The organism is Pseudomonas poae RE*1-1-14, assembly GCF_000336465.1.
GTDB lineage: Bacteria > Pseudomonadota > Gammaproteobacteria > Pseudomonadales > Pseudomonadaceae > Aquipseudomonas > Aquipseudomonas poae.
Window position 1 is genome coordinate 4,357,798 of the sequence record NC_020209.1, and the last position, 14,401, is coordinate 4,372,198.

Below are 14,401 nucleotides of genomic sequence, written 5' to 3' on the forward strand. Positions count from 1 at the left end.
TGCTCGCTGCTGCATAACCCTCTTCAGAGAACAGACATGAGACTGTCCCGTTTTTTTACCGACGCGCCGCTGAGCCTTGGCGAGCATGAGCTGCCCGAAGCCCAGGCGCACTACATCAGCCGGGTGCTGCGCATGGTCGAAGGCGACGCCGTGCAATTATTCGACGGTTCCGGCGAGGAGTTCCTGGGCAGCCTGCTGGATGTGGGTAAAAAACGCGTCACCGTGCAACTCACCGAAAGCTTCGCTGGCCAAGCTGAATCGCCCCTGCACATCCACCTCGGCCAGGGCCTCTCGCGTGGCGAACGCATGGACTGGGCGATCCAGAAAGCCACCGAGCTGGGCGTCAACGCCATCACGCCGATTTTCAGCGAGCGCTGTGAAGTGCGCCTTAAAGACGAACGCGCCGACAAACGCCTGCAGCACTGGCGCCAGGTGGCGATCAGCGCGTGCGAGCAATGTGGGCGTTCGACGGTGCCGGTGATTCATCCGCCACTGTTGCTGGCGGACTGGCTGAAGCAGACCGAGGCGGATTTGAAGCTGGTGCTGCACCCGGTGGCCGAGCCGATGGTCAGCCATGCGAAGCCGGCGAACCTGGCGTTCCTGATCGGGCCGGAGGGTGGGCTGACCGACAAAGAAGTCGAAATCGCGCAAACCGCCGGCTACCACGCCGCCCGCCTCGGCCCGCGCGTGCTGCGCACCGAGACCGCGCCCGTAGTCGCGCTGGCCGTCGCCCAACAACTCTGGGGCGACTTCTAACCTTGCCTTGCAAACTCAATCAAACATGTGGGAGCGGGCTTGCTCGCGAATGCGGTGGATCAGTCGCCCAATACACTGGCTGACACTCCATCTTCGCGAGCAAGCCCGCTCCCACATTTGGATTGGGTTATTACTCCACCGGGTCACTCACCGGTTTGGCAATAATCGCCTTCAGCTCGCTGGTCATCGGGAACTCCAGGTTCAAGCCCTTCGGCGGGATCGGCTGTTCGAACCAGCGCTGGTAAATCCCGTTGATCTCGCCACTGCGGTACAGGTCGCCGAGCGCCTCGTTGACCATCGCGAGAAACTGCGGGTCGTCCTTGCGCACCATGCAGCTGTAGATCTCCCGCGATTGCTCTTCGCCCACCACCACCCAGTGATGCGGGTCCCTGGCCTTGGCACGCTCGCCGTAGAGCAACGCGTCGTCCATGTAGAACGCCACGGCGCGGCCAGTCTCGAGCATCTTGAACGCTTCACCGTGGTCCTTGGCGCTGATCACAAACATATTGGCCTCATGCTCGGCGTTATAGCTCTTGAGGAATCGTTCGTTGGTGGTTCCGGCGGTGGTGACCACGTTCTTGCCATTGAGGTCGGCAAAGCCCTTGATGCCGCTGTCCTTCGCCGTCAGCAATTGCCCCTTCACGTAAATAAACCCATAGGAAAACGCCACCTGCTTCTGCCGGTCGGCCGTCACCCCGGTAGAGCCGCATTCCAGGTCGACGGTGCCGTTCTGCACCAGCGGAATACGGGTCTGTGAGGTCACCAGGTTGTACTTGACGTTGAGGTTGGCCACCCCGGTTTTCTGCTGGATACGCTCGACGATCTTGCTGGCCAGGTCCACCGAATAGCCCATGGGTTTGCCACTGTTATCACCCACGTAGGAAAACGGCACCGACGCATCGCGATAGCCCAGGGTGATGGACTTGGCATTGGCGATCTTGCTTAGCGTGCCGTCCAAAGGGGCTTGAGTCGCATAAGCCTGCGCGCCAAACAAAAGCCCCAGGGTGCAGCCGGTCAACAGGATATTTTTCATTGTTATGCTCCGTTGGTCTTCGAGTTATTTACGTACGGCAATCACGCTGATTTCCACCAGCACATTCGGCCGCGCCAGCTCCGCTTGCAGGGCGGTGCGCGCAGGCGCCATCCCCGGCGACAGCCACGCGGACCACACCTCGTTCATCGGTGCAAAACCGATGGTCATGGGGCATCCTCAAGCGGCGCGGGGCGTCAGGCCCTGCATGTCAATGGAAGGAACCTGTTGGTTGATCAGTTCAGCCAACAGCTGGGCGCTGCCGCTGGCCAAGGTAAAACCGAGGGCGCCGTGACCTAGGTTCAGCCACAGGTTGCGATAAACACTGGCACCAATCAGCGGCACGCCAGTCGGCGTGGCCGGGCGCATGCCGGCCCATTCCACCGCGTGGGCGTAGTCGCCGGCCAACGGAAAAGTCTCCAGGGCCTGGCGTTTCATCAGGGCCAGCCGTTTGGGCTCAAGGCTGGCATCAAAACCGACGATATCCACCATGGCAGCTACGCGCAGTTGCTCACCGATGCGCGCGTAGACGATCTTGCGGTCATAGTCGGTGATGCTCACATTCGGCGCCTGGTGCTGCGCGCCAATCGGCACGTTCAGGCTGTAGCCCTTGAGCGGATACAGCGGCAGTGATAACCCCGGCAAGCCCAATTGCGCGCTGCGATGCCCTGCCGCCAGCACCACGTGCTCGGTCGGCATTACCTCATCACCCAATTGGAGGGTGTGCACCACTCCGTCGGTGTGACGAATCCCGGTGACCCTGCGCCCCAACAAAAACGTGCAACGCCCCGATGCTTCAAGCCGCGCCGCCAATTGCTGGCAAAAGGCATGACAATCCGCCACTTCCTCGTTGGGCGTGTAGATCCCGCCGACAAAATCATCACCCGTCAGCGTCGGTTCCAGGCGCGCGCAATCGGTAGCAGACAACACCTGCTGTTGCAGAACATTGGCCGCTTTTCTGCGGGCATGTTCAAAGGTATTGGCGTTGCGAAACGTCACCAGCTTGCCATTGCGTCGCCAGTCGAAGTCGCCCAGGCAATCTTCCTCGCGCCATTGCTGCAAGGTGTCCTGACTCAGGGAGGCCAGGCGCAGCAGGTGCGTGGCATTGCGCTTGTTCACCGATCCACGGCAGGCGCCGATGAAGGCGGCCATCCAGCGCCATTGCCGGGGGTCGAGGCGCGGGCGCAGCTTCAATGGCGAGTCACCGCGCAGCAACCAGCCGATCGCTTGCAGCGGCACCCCGGCGTCGGCCAGCGGGGCAACATAGCGATAGGACAACTGCCCGCCATTGGCGTAACTGGTTTCGCTGGCCAGGCTGTCGCGCGCCTCGATCAGCGTCACTTCATGGCCGGCACGCACCAACGCATAAGCGCTCGCCAGACCGATAACCCCGCCCCCGATGATGCAAACCTGCCTGGCCATCCCAGCCCCCAGCCGTTGATTAAGAGACGCTCAGCGTAGGGCCAGGTGACAGGCCGCCGACAATGAATAAAGATGGTGCACCTATAAACAAAGGTTATGGACTCGCCATGCGCTTGCGTCATATCGAAATCTTCCAGGCTATCCGCCAGACCGGCTCGGTCAGCGCTGCGGCGCAGTTGCTGCACGTCTCGCAACCGGCCGTCACCAAGGTATTGCAGCATGCCGAACTGCAACTGGGCTTCCCGCTGTTTCTGCGGGTACGCGGCAAATTGCAGCCCACGCCGGAAGCCCTGGCGCTGGAGCGCGAAGTCGAGAAAGTGACCGAGAGCCTGCAGAGCGTGAGGCGCCTGGCCAGGAGTTTGCGCCGCGCGCCGGGACACAGCGTGCGTATTGGTGCGATCCCGGCACTGGCATTGTCGTTGTTGCCGCCAGCGGTTTTGGAATGGCGGCGCGACTACCCGGACATCGCCTGCGAGCTGTCCAGCGACCACAGCCGCGAGCTGGTGCAGAAACTGTTGATGCGCGAAATTGACCTGGCGCTGACGCTGAATTTTTCCGGCCATCCGGGGCTTACCACCCAAGTACTGGCCAACGGCGTGCTGGTGGCGCTGGCGTCCAAGGGTTACTGGCCCGACGCGCAGCTGAGCCAGCCATTGCCCCTGGCCGACCTGGCGGGAGCTCCGCTGATCGGCCTTTCCAGTGCCGACCCGTTGGCCACCAAACTCGACAGTTACCTGGAAAATGTCAACCCGCCACCGCACGTGACGATATCGGTGCAGACTTACTCCCTGGCCCGCGCCATGGTCGAGTCCGGCGCCGGCCTGACCGTGATCGGCCCCTTTACCGCGCTTGGCGCATCCACCGCCACCACCTGCATCCGCACACTCACCCCGCCGCTGCCGATCACCCTCTACGCCCTGACCCGGGCCGACGAGCCGCCGCCGCATATGCTGGCGAAGTTGCTGAACATCGCCAGCCAATGGGCACAAAAACAGTTGGCTACGCTATAACGGCAGAAGCGAGCGCCTGCTGTCTATGGATCAGAGCACGTAATGCATGATCGCCACAAAATGCAGCAGGCTGCCGCCGATCACGAACAAGTGCCAGATCCCGTGGGAATGCCGCAGCCGATCCTCCAGCGCAAAAAAGATAATGCCCACGGTGTACAGCACTCCGCCCGACGCCAGCCACGCAAACCCCGCCGTGCCCAGCGCGGCGAGCAGCGGCTTGACCGCCACCAGCACGATCCAGCCCATCACGGCATAGATAACAATCGACAGGATCCGTGCTTCGGAGCGCGGCTTGATCTCCTGCAGGATGCCGATCACCGCCAGCCCCCACACAATCCCGAACAGCGTCCAGCCCCACGGCCCGCGCAGCGTCACCAGGCAAAACGGCGTATAGCTGCCAGCGATCAATAAATAGATCGAAAAGTGATCAACCTTCTGCATGATCTCTTTTCGCCGGCCCTGCACGCTGTGGTACACCGTCGAGGCGCTGTACAGCACCATCAACGTAAAGCCATAAATCGCCACGCTGACGATCTTCCAGGGGCTGCCGTCCAGGCTCGCCACCACCAACATCCACACAGCGCCAATACACGCCGCGACCGCACCAAGCAAATGGCTCCAGGCGTTGAATCGTTCTCCGTGGTACATCTGTCGTAAACCTCCCGTCAGCCAAAGGAACAGGCTGGCAAGCGTCCAGCCTTGCGCATCAGAGTGCAAGTGCCGTGTGTTGTTCCTGACTGGGAGCGCCGCGCGTTTGCAGGCACAATCGAGCGCATTCGAACCCGAGCCACGGCCATGCTGATCGACGAAGAGTTCACCCTCAAGAAGCTGGAAATCTTTCTGGCGTTCATGCGCACCGGCAACCTGGCGCGCGCCGCCGCCGAGTTGCACACCAGCAACGTCAGCGTGCACCGCGCCATTCACTCCCTGGAAAACGCCCTGCGCTGCCCGTTGTTCAAGCACGAGGGGCGCAACCTTACGCCGCTGGAAAGTGCCTATGTGCTGGAAGAACGTGCACAAAAACTGGTGGCCGACGTGGTCGACAGTGTGCGCCTCACTCGCGAAGCCGCCGGTTTCTCCGCCGAGCGTTTCAAGCTCGGCTCGCTCTACTCGCTGACCGTAAAGACCGTGCCGCAACTGATCATGGGCCTGAAGATCCGCCGCAGCGAACTCAACATCGACCTGATCCTGGGCTCCAATTTCGACCTGCTCTACAAGCTCAAGAACATGGAAGTGGACGCGATCCTCATCTCCCTGGACGAACACGCCAACGACCCCGACTGCGAGCAGATTGCGCTGTTTTCCGACGATATTTTCCTCGCCACGCCCGCCGACTCACCCTTCGACCGCGAGCAGGAGATCGACCTGGCCGATGTGCGCGACGCCACTTTCATCACCCTCACCCAGGGCTTCGCCACCCATCAGGATGGCAATCGCGTATTCAAGCAGGCGGGGTTCGAGCCGAAGGTGGCGATGCAGGTCAACGACATCTTCACCTTGCTGAGCATGGTCAGTTCCGGCGTGGGTTATGCCCTGCTGCCCGGGCGGATTGCGGCGGTGTACGAGAACCGCGTGAAGCTGATACCGCTGCAAGCCAGGTACCGCTTGCAGCAGCAGATTGGGGTGGTGTTCTTGAAGGCCAAGGAGCGAGATCCGAACTTGCTGGCGTTGCTGGCGGAGTGTCGGATGTATGCCAATCGGCAGCTGCGAGCCTGATAGCGCCAGACCCGCCACCACCCACCTCCAATTCAGCCCACCAGCCCCCGCACAATGAAGTACAACAACGAAGGCCCCAGCAAACACCCAAGCCCGGTATGGAACGTCGCCGTCAACGCCCCATACGGCACCAACCGCCGATCCGTCGCCGCCAGCCCCGCCGTCACCCCGCTGACCGTGCCGGCCAATCCCCCAAACACCATCGCCGAACGCGGGTTGTCCAACCCCATCCAGCGCGCCGCCACCGGCGTGCCCACCATCACCAGAATCGCCTTGATCAACCCGGTGGCAATCGACAGCGCCATCACATCCGAGGTCGCGCCAATCGCCGCACCGGTTACCGGGCCAACAATGTACGTCACGGCGCCCGCGCCGATGGTGGTCATGCTGACCGCATCGCGATAGCCAAACACCCAGGCCATGCTCGCACCGACGATAAACGGCAGGACTGTGCCCAGCAGCAGCGCGATCACACCGATCAGCCCGGCCTTGCGCGCTTCGGTGGCCTGCACCTCAAACGCGGTGGCGACGATGGCGAAGTCACGCAGCATTGCGCCGCCCATCAGGCCGATGCCGGAGAACAGCGCCAGGTCCGCCAGGCCCTTTTGCCCGCCGGTCAACGTGCCGCCCACCCAGGCCAGCACCAGGCCAATCACGATGGCAATCGCCGAACCGTGAATGCGTCCGAACGTGAGGCGTTTGGACAGCACCACCGACATCCACATGACAACGCCGACGAAGGCAAACGCGGTGATCAGACCGTTATGTTCCAGGCCTTTCTCGATGAGGTCCCACATGTCAGCGACCTCCCGCAGCGAGGATCAACGGCTCTTCGGGCGGCAACGGCTCGCCCTTGTGTGTGCGGCTGATCAGGGCAATGGTGCACCCGCACACCACCACTGAACCGATCGCCGCAAGCACCGCCACCGGGCCGCCGTGCAACGCGGTGACCACGTTCTGTTGCGCCGCCATCGCCACCACCACCGGGATGTACAGGGCGCCCCAGAAGCCCACGCCCATTTCGCAATCCTTGGTCATGCCGCCGCGCTTTTGCATCCACAAACGCGCGCAGATCAGCAGGATCATCGCGATCCCCACCCCGCCCACATTGGATTTGACACCCAGCAACACGCCCAGCATGTCGCCCATGATCACGCCCGCCAGCGTGCAGATCGCCAGCAATGCCACACCGTAGATAATCATTGTCGTTGTCCTCAAAGTGTCGTTCGAACGTTTTTGTTGTTGTGCTTCGAAAGCCTTGGGTGGTGCTTTATCGGTGGCGGCGTTCCTCCTCTTGCAGCAGGGCCTGAAGGGTGTCCAGGCGCGCACCTTCGCAGGCGATCACCGTGCCCTGGTCAAACACGCGACGTGACAGGCCGGTGAGCACGGCGCCGGGGGGCAGTTCGATCTGCAGGCGCACACCGCGCTCGTAGGCGCTTTGCACAGTGCCGCGCCAGTCGACGATGCGGCACATGTTGAAGGCCAGGTCATCGCGCAACTGCTCGGGGTTGTGGATAGGCCGTGCGCGGGTGCTGCTCAGGTAGGTGATACGCGGTTTGGTGAGGGGCACGAACGCCTGCGCCAGCGCCTGGGCTGGTTGTTCAAGCAGCGCGCAGTGGGACGGCACGCTGACGGCCAGGCGCCTGGCAACGCCATTGCCCTTGATGCGGTCGGCGACGCGCTGCATGGCCTCGTCGCTGCCGGCGATGACGGTCTGGTTATCGGCATTGATATTGGCCAGGTACACCGGCGTTTCGGCGCTGTGGATCTCGGCCAGCAGGGTTTCGACGGTGGATAACTCGGGGCCGATCAGCGCGGTCATGCCGTAGCCCTGTGGATAAGCGCTTTGCATCAGTTCGCCGCGCAGGGCGACCAGCCTGAGCGCATCGGCAAAGTCCAGGGCCCCGGCGATCACCGCTGCCGGGTAGGCGCCGATGGACAGGCCCGCGACGTAATCCGGTGTGTGCTGCAACAACCGAGCGTGGGCGACGCCTGCGATCAACAGGCACAGCTGAACGGCGCGGGTCGAGGCGAGGGCCTGCGCCGAATCGAGTTGGCGCACCTCTTCACCGAGGGCAGCGCTGGCCTCGTCCAATACCTCGGCGGGCAGTTGCGCAAGCATGCCCGGCCGTTGCGCGCCCTGCCCCGGAAACACCAGCAGACTGCTCATGCCACGGCCTGCCAGGGATCGGTAACCAGCTGCGCACCGCCGCAGGTTTTGAGCAGCACGCGGCGCGACTCGCCGGCCCATTCGCGCAGGGCCAGGGCGCCGGACGGGGTTTGCAGTTGCAGATCGACGACGCACACCGCTGTGTCGAGGGCGGCCAGTAGGTCCCGCGCGTCGTCGCGCTCAAGCCGCTCGGGGCTGCGCAGAATCAAATCCAGATCGCTGTGGGCATGCAGTGCTTCAATGCCAGTCGCCAATTCAAAGCCGGCGCTGCCGGTGACGCCCCAAGCGTAGTGACCCAACAGCGGGCGCAGGTGATCGAGCGCGCGCAGCGCCGGGAGGTCACGGGGCGAAACCACGGCGCCGAGCGCTTCCGGCGCCACCCGCCGTGTCACCTGCGCAATGGGCATCAGCGTGGCAAAGCGCTGCTCGCGCAAACGCCCGCGCACACCGACCGCCACCTGGCCCGGCGCGACAAGGGCGCGGCGCACCACCACCGGATGGCCGGCGCTGATGGCCTCCACCGCCCAGGCTGGGGCGTCGGCGGGCAATTGCGCCGGGGTCATGCCCCAGAGCAGGTCGTGGGCGTTCACCATTGCTCCCGCAGCAACTGGCGCACATGGCTGGAGGCGGCGCGATTGCTGGCGCCCAGGCGGCCGCTCAAGTCACGACCGTCTACATCCCGGATGGCCTTGAGCAGGCAGTCACCGACCCGCGCCACATCGTCCGCCGTGGGCTGTTCGATCTGGCTGACCGACAGGGTCTCCCACAGCAGGCCAAGGCTGGCAAAGCTTTCGATGTCGTAGGCCATGGGCGGCACGCTGGCGGCCAGGGCTTCGAGCTCTTCGACACTGCGCAACGTCACCCGCGCGGCCGAGGCCTTGCCCATGGCATGCACCATCACGCCCGGATCGCGCAGGGCAATCAACCGGTTGGCCTGGTAGCCGTGGGCGAGAAACGCGCCGGACATGGCCTTGCCCACCAGCAGCGCGATCACCGGGTGCCCGGCCAGGCGTGCGCGGGCATAACTGTCGGCGGCGGCGGCCAGGGCCTGGTGGATGCCGAGGGCTTCTTCGCGCCGGCCGTAGGCCTGGCTCGGCACATCGACGATGGCGATGATCGGGCGCTGGTCGCCACGGGCGATGGCATCGTCCACGGCCTTGGCCAGGCCCCAGCCCTCCAGCAGGCCGACCTCGCCAGTGCGTGCACGGGGGAAACGGTTATCCGGGTCGGTGACCACGGCAATAAAGCGCACCGGCTGCCCACCCAACATGCCATCAGCGACTTTCAGCGAGGCCGGTAACCCTGCGACCGCTGCTGCGCCGGCGCTCAGTGCGTTAAACCACTGCAACCCTCTCATGAGCGTTCTCCCTGATACAGCGCGCGAACCGTCGCCGCATCGATGTGCGGCGAGGCATCCAGCTCGTTCAAACGCGCCAGGTAATGCTCGGCCTGTCGGCTGCGTTGCTGTGCGGGCACGCCTTGCTGCAACAGCGCGGTGACGGTCTGCTGGAGCTGCGCCACGTCGTCGGCCACGTAACGGTCGGCCAGGCCGCTGTTGAAGCGCTGCTCGCCACCGGTCAGGCTCCAGATAAAGGGGCGGTCGCGGGAGTCGTATTCTTCCAGGCCCGCTTCCTGCTCGATCACTTGCGGGCCATTCAGGCCCAGGCGTGCTTCGCGGGTGACCACCAGATAGCTGCACAACCCGGCCGCGATGGACATGCCACCGAAGCAACCCACACTGCCCGCCACCACGCCGATCACCGGCTGGTACTGGCGCAGGTCGACAATCGCCGCGTGAATATCGGCAATCGCGGCCAGGCCCAGGTTGGCTTCCTGCAGGCGCACGCCGCCGGTTTCCAGCAACAATACGGCGCGGGTCTCGATACCCTTGCGGTTGTCTTCAGCCGCCAGTTCCAGCGCCCCGGCGATTTTTGCGCCGCCCACTTCACCGAGGCTGCCGCCCTGGAAATTGCCTTCAATGGCGGCGATTACCACCGGCAGACCGGCGATGCTGCCCTTGGCGATCACCACGCCGTCATCGGCCTGGGGCACCACGCCCTGACGGCTGAGCCACGGGGACATGACGCGTTGAAACGGGTCGATCAATTCGCGAAACGTGCCGCTGTCCAGCAAGGCCCTGGCGCGCTGCCGGGCACCGAGCTCGACAAAGCTGTGTCTGCTCAGCAAGTCAGTCATGGCCGACCTCCTCGAAGCCTTGCTCCAGGCGCAGGCGCACCACGCCCGGGGTGGCGCCGAAATCATGGATCTCGATGTTCAACGCCGGAGGCGTAGGTTCCTGGAAGATGCGTTCGAACAAGTGCTGCCAACGCAGCTGCGCGCCGTTCACCGAGGTCTGCACCTGGATGCTCAGCGTGCCGGGCGTGCCCGGCTCCAGCAGCACTTCCAGGTCGCCCGAGCCGACGCAGCCCACCAGCGCACGGCCTTTGGGCGGCTGCCCGGCAGGGAATTCAAAGGACAGGGTTTCCATCACAACGCTCCGTCGAGGCGGTCGATAAACAGGCAGGCGGCCAACAGGTCGGCGGCGCCACCGGGGGAGGCATTCAGCGCCAGCAGTTGCTGGTCGAGTGCGTGCAACTGGCGGCGCCCGGCGAGGGTGGCGCTGCCGCCAGCGTCGAGCACAGCCCGGGCGCCCTGCTGCATTGCCCGCTGACCTTCAAGGCCGGCGCGGTAGAGCACGCAGGTGTCGGCCAGGTCGGTCATGATCGCGAGCAGGGCGTCCAGGCGCGCGTTCTGTTCGCCGGCATGCTGCTGACGGCTTTTGTGCAGTTGCGGCAGGCCGCGTTGCATCACCGAAGGAAACCCAAGCTGGGCTTCTTCACGGGCCCCGCGCGCGCCGTAACGCTGCGCAACCTGGGCACCGTGGCTTGCGGTCTGCGGCGCATGGCGGTCGTTGAGCAGGGCCAGTCTGGCGGCGTTCAGCGTAATGGCGCGTGGTGCCAGCGCAGCGGCGGCGGTGAGCAGGCCGAGCGCCCAGATCGCCCCGCGATGGGTGTTCACGCCGCCCGTGGTGACGAGCATCGCCTGCTCGCCTTCGCGGCCGATACGGCCGAGAGCTTCGCGCAGGGGCACGCCGACCTCGCCGCATTCCAGCGCCGCTTCAGCCATCGCCTTGAACATCGGCCACAGCGACAACGCCGACGCATGCATCAGGCCCAGGTGCAGATCGCGGTGGGCGCCGTTGCCACGACGGTCCACCAGTGCGGGCTTGGGCGACAGGTCGGCTTCATCGATCAGCGCATCGACGGCCAGATCGGCAAGACGATCGGCCAGGCTCAGTTCATGCAGTTTGAGAGCGCGCATTTACCAGCTCCTGAATTTGGCGGGCGGGTTGTACAGGCCACCGGACCAGTCCACCAGGTCGGCCACGCTCTTGGCGGCCAGCAGCTCGCGGGTGGCGTCGGTGCGGCGAATGCCGAGGTCTTCGGGCAAGGCGATCAAGCCTTCGCGGCGCATGCGCGCGGTGTCCTTGGGGTTGTGACGCAGGCCGATGGCGGTGACCCCGGCAACCGCGGCGATCATCGCCTGGCGCTCTTCGAGGGAGCGCGCCTTGTACAAGTAGGCGATGCCTTCTTCGGTGAGCAAATGGGTGACGTCATCGCCGTAGATCATGATCGGCGCCAGGGGCATGCCGCTTTTACGCGCCACGTCCACCGCATCGAGGGTGTCGACGAAGGTGGGCTTGCCGCCTTCCTGGAAGGTCTCGACCATTTGCACCACGAGTTTCTTGCCGCGTTCAAGCAACGCTTCGGGTGCGTCGCCGTGGCGCATGTCCAGCCAAGCCGGGGTGCCGTGGCGACGACCGCGCGGGTCGTGGCCCATGTTCGGCGCGCCACCGAAACCGGCAAGGCGGCCACGGGTGACGGTGCTGGAATGGCCGTCGCCGTCCACTTGCAGGGTGGCGCCGATGAACAGGTCCACCGCGTATTGGCCGGCCAGCTGGCTGAACATCCGGTTGGAGCGCATTGAGCCGTCGCGGCCGGTGAAGAACACGTCCGGGCGGGCGGCGATGTAGTTTTCCATGCCCAGTTCGGTGCCGAAGCAATGCACGCTTTGCACCCAGCCGCTTTCGATGGCGGGGATCAGCGTAGGGTGCGGGTTGAGGGTCCAGTTGCGGCAGATCTTGCCCTTCAGGCCCAGGGATTCGCCGTAGGTGGGCAGGATCAACTCAATCGCGGCGGTGTTGAAACCGATGCCGTGGTTGAGCGACTGCACGTTGTGTTTTTCGTAGATGCCACGGATCGCCATCATCGCCATCAGCACATGCACCGGTTTGATATGGCGCGGATCGCGGGTGAACAGCGGTTCGATGTAGAACGGTTTGTCGGCCACTACCACGAAATCCACCCAACTGGCGGGGATGTCGACGCGGGGCAAGTCACTGACGTCGTCCACCAACTGATTGACCTGCACGATGACGATGCCATCGCTGAAGGCGGCAGGTTCGATTAGCGCCGGGGTGTCTTCGGTGCTGGCGCCGGTGTAGATGTTGCCAGCGCGGTCGGCCATGAACCCGGCCGACAGCACCACATTGGGGATCAGGTCCACCACCAGGCGCGCGTAGAGTTCGATGTAGGTATGGATCGCGCCGATTTCCAGCAGGCCGTCTTCGAGCAACTGGCTGATGCGCAGGGATTGGGTGCCGGCGAAGGAGAAGTCCAGCTTGCGCGCGATGCCTTTTTCGAACAGGTCCAGGTGCTCGGAGCGACCGACGCTGGGCATGATCATGTGCAAATCGTGAAGTTTGGCGGGGTCGGCCTTGGCCAGGGAGCGGGAGAGGAAATCGGCTTGCTTCTGGTTATTTCCCTCCAGCACCACGCGGTCGCCGGGCAGGATCAGCGCTTCGAGGGCTTCGACGATCCTGTCGCCGGGCAACACGGCCCCGTCTGCGAAGTGCGAGACCAGCCCGAGCCGCCGCCGCTTCTCGTCGCGCCGCCGCGTCCAGCGCGCGTTCGGGGTGCTTGTTGTTGTCATGGTTGCTCCACGGGTTTGCTGTCGTGGGCTTACCTTAGGAGTGAATGGGCGGGGCCATCAATCAAGCTGGGTGGTGGATCGTTACGGTTGGAGTAATGGAGTGTCAGCAAATGCTGACTTGGAGTGAGTGAAGATCAAAATGTGATGTTCAGTGGATAGCGGTCGCAAGGCTGTGAGAGCCATGGCATGAGCGGCGCTGTAAGCCAGGTCAAAACGACTGGCGAACGATAGCGGCGCGGTCGCGGCGTCTTTCAACCGGTCACGGGCCGAGCGCATCAGCCCATCACACTCCTTGCGATCCGGCGGCTCGACTTTCAAACCACTACGTTGCAGATTCTCCAGGTTTGCCTTGCTGTCCATCCGTGGATTCCAGGGGTGTTCCCCCAATCAGCGGTTTGCGCGGATCGATTGAGGCCTGAAGCCGAGCGCGATTCACTGTGGGAGAGGGCTTGCTCCCGATGGCAGGCGGTCAGTTGATGAACAGGCAACTGACCCATCGCTATCGGGAGTAAGCCCCCTCCCACATTTGCTCGGTGGCGTGGTTTAGATAGGCGAAGGGCTCACTTGCTCCAGTGCTCTGTCGACCAACAATTGGCCGAGCTCGGCCAGCTGTTGAATGCCGAGCATGATCGCGCGCTGGGAAGCGTCAAGGTCGAAGGCCAGCGTGCAGGTGAGTGCGTTGAGGGAGGACAGGGTTTCGCTGGCATTGACCAGCAGGGTTGCGGTGGTTTGCTGGGGGGTTACGGTGAAGAGGGGTGAACTCGGGGTGGGTTTGACCATGATTTACAGCTCCGATATGTGATGGAGGCTGCCCCCTTTCCGCTTGCACACGAATAAGGGTGGCAGCTGTGCGCAGGTGTGCAAGACCGGGCATATCGGACCCCGGCAGACCTCGAAAGATCTCCCGCGCGCAGCTGCCATAACAAGTACAGCAGGCATAAAAAACGCCCGCTGAATGGCTATGGGCGTTTATGCGCCGACATGTAACCGGACTTGCACGTCCGTGTCACCGTTTTTTGCGATGACGGAGCGAAGACTAGGCGCGCTGGCCGTGCTCAACAAGTTCATGCACAGCCCAAAATCCTGCAGGAAAATTCCGAGAGCCGTATTCGAGCGCGATTGAGTGTCGCAGGCTCCTTTCGCGCAGCAAACTGGAGCGTCTGTGGCGAGCGGGCGTGCCCCGCGTTGGGGTGCGAAGCGCCCCCACTCCAGCAAAACGGGGTGTACCTGATACGGCTCAGCGCCTGGTTTTGGGGCTGCTGCGCAGCCCAACGCAGGACAAGCCTGCTCGCCACAGGGAGTCTG

General features: G+C 63.8%; 16 protein-coding genes and 2 pseudogenes. 3 read left to right on the plus strand and 15 right to left on the minus strand.

Annotation, left to right across the window (positions count from 1 at the left end; translation table 11 throughout):
- Positions 1 to 36 precede the first annotated feature (36 nt).
- Positions 37 to 756, plus strand: coding sequence for a 16S rRNA (uracil(1498)-N(3))-methyltransferase (locus H045_RS19090; RefSeq protein WP_003234553.1), 720 nt, complete (start codon positions 37 to 39; stop codon positions 754 to 756).
- Positions 757 to 886: 130 nt separating this feature from the next.
- On the opposite strand, the gene H045_RS19095 is transcribed toward H045_RS19090, so the two are convergent.
- From H045_RS19095 to H045_RS19105, 3 genes and pseudogenes are all read right to left on the minus strand, one after another.
- Positions 887 to 1,789 carry a transporter substrate-binding domain-containing protein gene (locus H045_RS19095; protein ID WP_015373197.1) on the minus strand — a complete coding sequence of 301 codons (903 nt, stop codon included), beginning with the start codon at positions 1,787 to 1,789 and terminating at the stop codon, positions 887 to 889.
- 24 nt (positions 1,790 to 1,813) lie between these two features.
- Positions 1,814 to 1,948: pseudogene (locus tag H045_RS24940) on the minus strand (Rid family hydrolase); the annotation flags it as partial.
- Between the two features lie 18 nt (positions 1,949 to 1,966).
- The gene (locus tag H045_RS19105) at positions 1,967 to 3,208 is read right to left on the minus strand and encodes a D-amino acid dehydrogenase (RefSeq protein ID WP_003234559.1); all 1,242 of its coding nucleotides are present in this window, start codon (positions 3,206 to 3,208) and stop codon (positions 1,967 to 1,969) included.
- A gap of 107 nt (positions 3,209 to 3,315) precedes the next feature.
- On the opposite strand from H045_RS19105, the gene H045_RS19110 reads away from it, so the two are divergent.
- Positions 3,316 to 4,218 (plus strand): LysR family transcriptional regulator, encoded by a 903-nt coding sequence (locus tag H045_RS19110; RefSeq protein ID WP_015373199.1) that lies wholly within the window; start codon positions 3,316 to 3,318, stop codon positions 4,216 to 4,218.
- Positions 4,219 to 4,248: 30 nt separating this feature from the next.
- Here H045_RS19110 and trhA read toward each other — a convergent pair whose 3' ends face one another.
- Positions 4,249 to 4,866 (minus strand): PAQR family membrane homeostasis protein TrhA, encoded by a 618-nt coding sequence (gene trhA / locus H045_RS19115; protein WP_015373200.1) that lies wholly within the window; start codon positions 4,864 to 4,866, stop codon positions 4,249 to 4,251.
- Positions 4,867 to 5,013: 147 nt separating this feature from the next.
- Here trhA and H045_RS19120 point away from each other — a divergent pair, with 147 nt between their 5' ends.
- Positions 5,014 to 5,934 (plus strand): LysR family transcriptional regulator, encoded by a 921-nt coding sequence (locus tag H045_RS19120; RefSeq protein ID WP_015373201.1) that lies wholly within the window; start codon positions 5,014 to 5,016, stop codon positions 5,932 to 5,934.
- Positions 5,935 to 5,966: 32 nt separating this feature from the next.
- Here H045_RS19120 and madM read toward each other — a convergent pair whose 3' ends face one another.
- The 11 genes and pseudogenes from madM to H045_RS19175 form a co-directional block, all read right to left on the minus strand.
- Positions 5,967 to 6,731 (minus strand): malonate transporter subunit MadM, encoded by a 765-nt coding sequence (gene madM / locus H045_RS19125; RefSeq protein ID WP_003234564.1) that lies wholly within the window; start codon positions 6,729 to 6,731, stop codon positions 5,967 to 5,969.
- A 1-nt stretch (position 6,732) separates the two neighbouring features.
- Positions 6,733 to 7,137 (minus strand): malonate transporter subunit MadL, encoded by a 405-nt coding sequence (madL, locus tag H045_RS19130; protein WP_003234565.1) that lies wholly within the window; start codon positions 7,135 to 7,137, stop codon positions 6,733 to 6,735.
- A 67-nt stretch (positions 7,138 to 7,204) separates the two neighbouring features.
- The gene (gene mdcH / locus H045_RS19135) at positions 7,205 to 8,104 is read right to left on the minus strand and encodes a malonate decarboxylase subunit epsilon (RefSeq protein WP_003234567.1); all 900 of its coding nucleotides are present in this window, start codon (positions 8,102 to 8,104) and stop codon (positions 7,205 to 7,207) included.
- Complete coding sequence (locus H045_RS19140; protein WP_015373202.1) at positions 8,101 to 8,697, minus strand: malonate decarboxylase holo-ACP synthase; 597 nt, start codon at positions 8,695 to 8,697, stop codon at positions 8,101 to 8,103. The genes mdcH and H045_RS19140 overlap by 4 nt, the downstream gene beginning before the upstream one ends.
- Entirely contained in the window at positions 8,691 to 9,461 is a 771-nt protein-coding gene (gene mdcE / locus H045_RS19145) for a biotin-independent malonate decarboxylase subunit gamma (RefSeq protein WP_003234571.1), read from the minus strand. Before mdcE ends, H045_RS19140 begins: the two co-directional genes overlap by 7 nt.
- Positions 9,458 to 10,300: a biotin-independent malonate decarboxylase subunit beta gene (locus tag H045_RS19150; protein ID WP_015373203.1), complete on the minus strand. Its 843-nt coding sequence runs from the start codon at positions 10,298 to 10,300 to the stop codon at positions 9,458 to 9,460. The genes mdcE and H045_RS19150 overlap by 4 nt, the downstream gene beginning before the upstream one ends.
- Positions 10,293 to 10,592, minus strand: coding sequence for a malonate decarboxylase subunit delta (locus tag H045_RS19155; protein WP_003234575.1), 300 nt, complete (start codon positions 10,590 to 10,592; stop codon positions 10,293 to 10,295). The genes H045_RS19150 and H045_RS19155 overlap by 8 nt, the downstream gene beginning before the upstream one ends.
- On the minus strand, positions 10,592 to 11,425 hold the full coding sequence (locus tag H045_RS19160; protein WP_003234576.1) for a triphosphoribosyl-dephospho-CoA synthase: 834 nt from the start codon (positions 11,423 to 11,425) through the stop codon (positions 10,592 to 10,594). Before H045_RS19160 ends, H045_RS19155 begins: the two co-directional genes overlap by 1 nt.
- Positions 11,426 to 13,096, minus strand: coding sequence for a malonate decarboxylase subunit alpha (mdcA, locus tag H045_RS19165; RefSeq protein WP_003234577.1), 1,671 nt, complete (start codon positions 13,094 to 13,096; stop codon positions 11,426 to 11,428).
- Positions 13,097 to 13,258: 162 nt separating this feature from the next.
- Positions 13,259 to 13,456: pseudogene (locus tag H045_RS19170) on the minus strand (hypothetical protein); the annotation flags it as partial.
- A gap of 183 nt (positions 13,457 to 13,639) precedes the next feature.
- The gene (locus H045_RS19175; protein WP_015373205.1) at positions 13,640 to 13,876 is read right to left on the minus strand and encodes a DUF6124 family protein; all 237 of its coding nucleotides are present in this window, start codon (positions 13,874 to 13,876) and stop codon (positions 13,640 to 13,642) included.
- Positions 13,877 to 14,401: the final 525 nt, after the last annotated feature.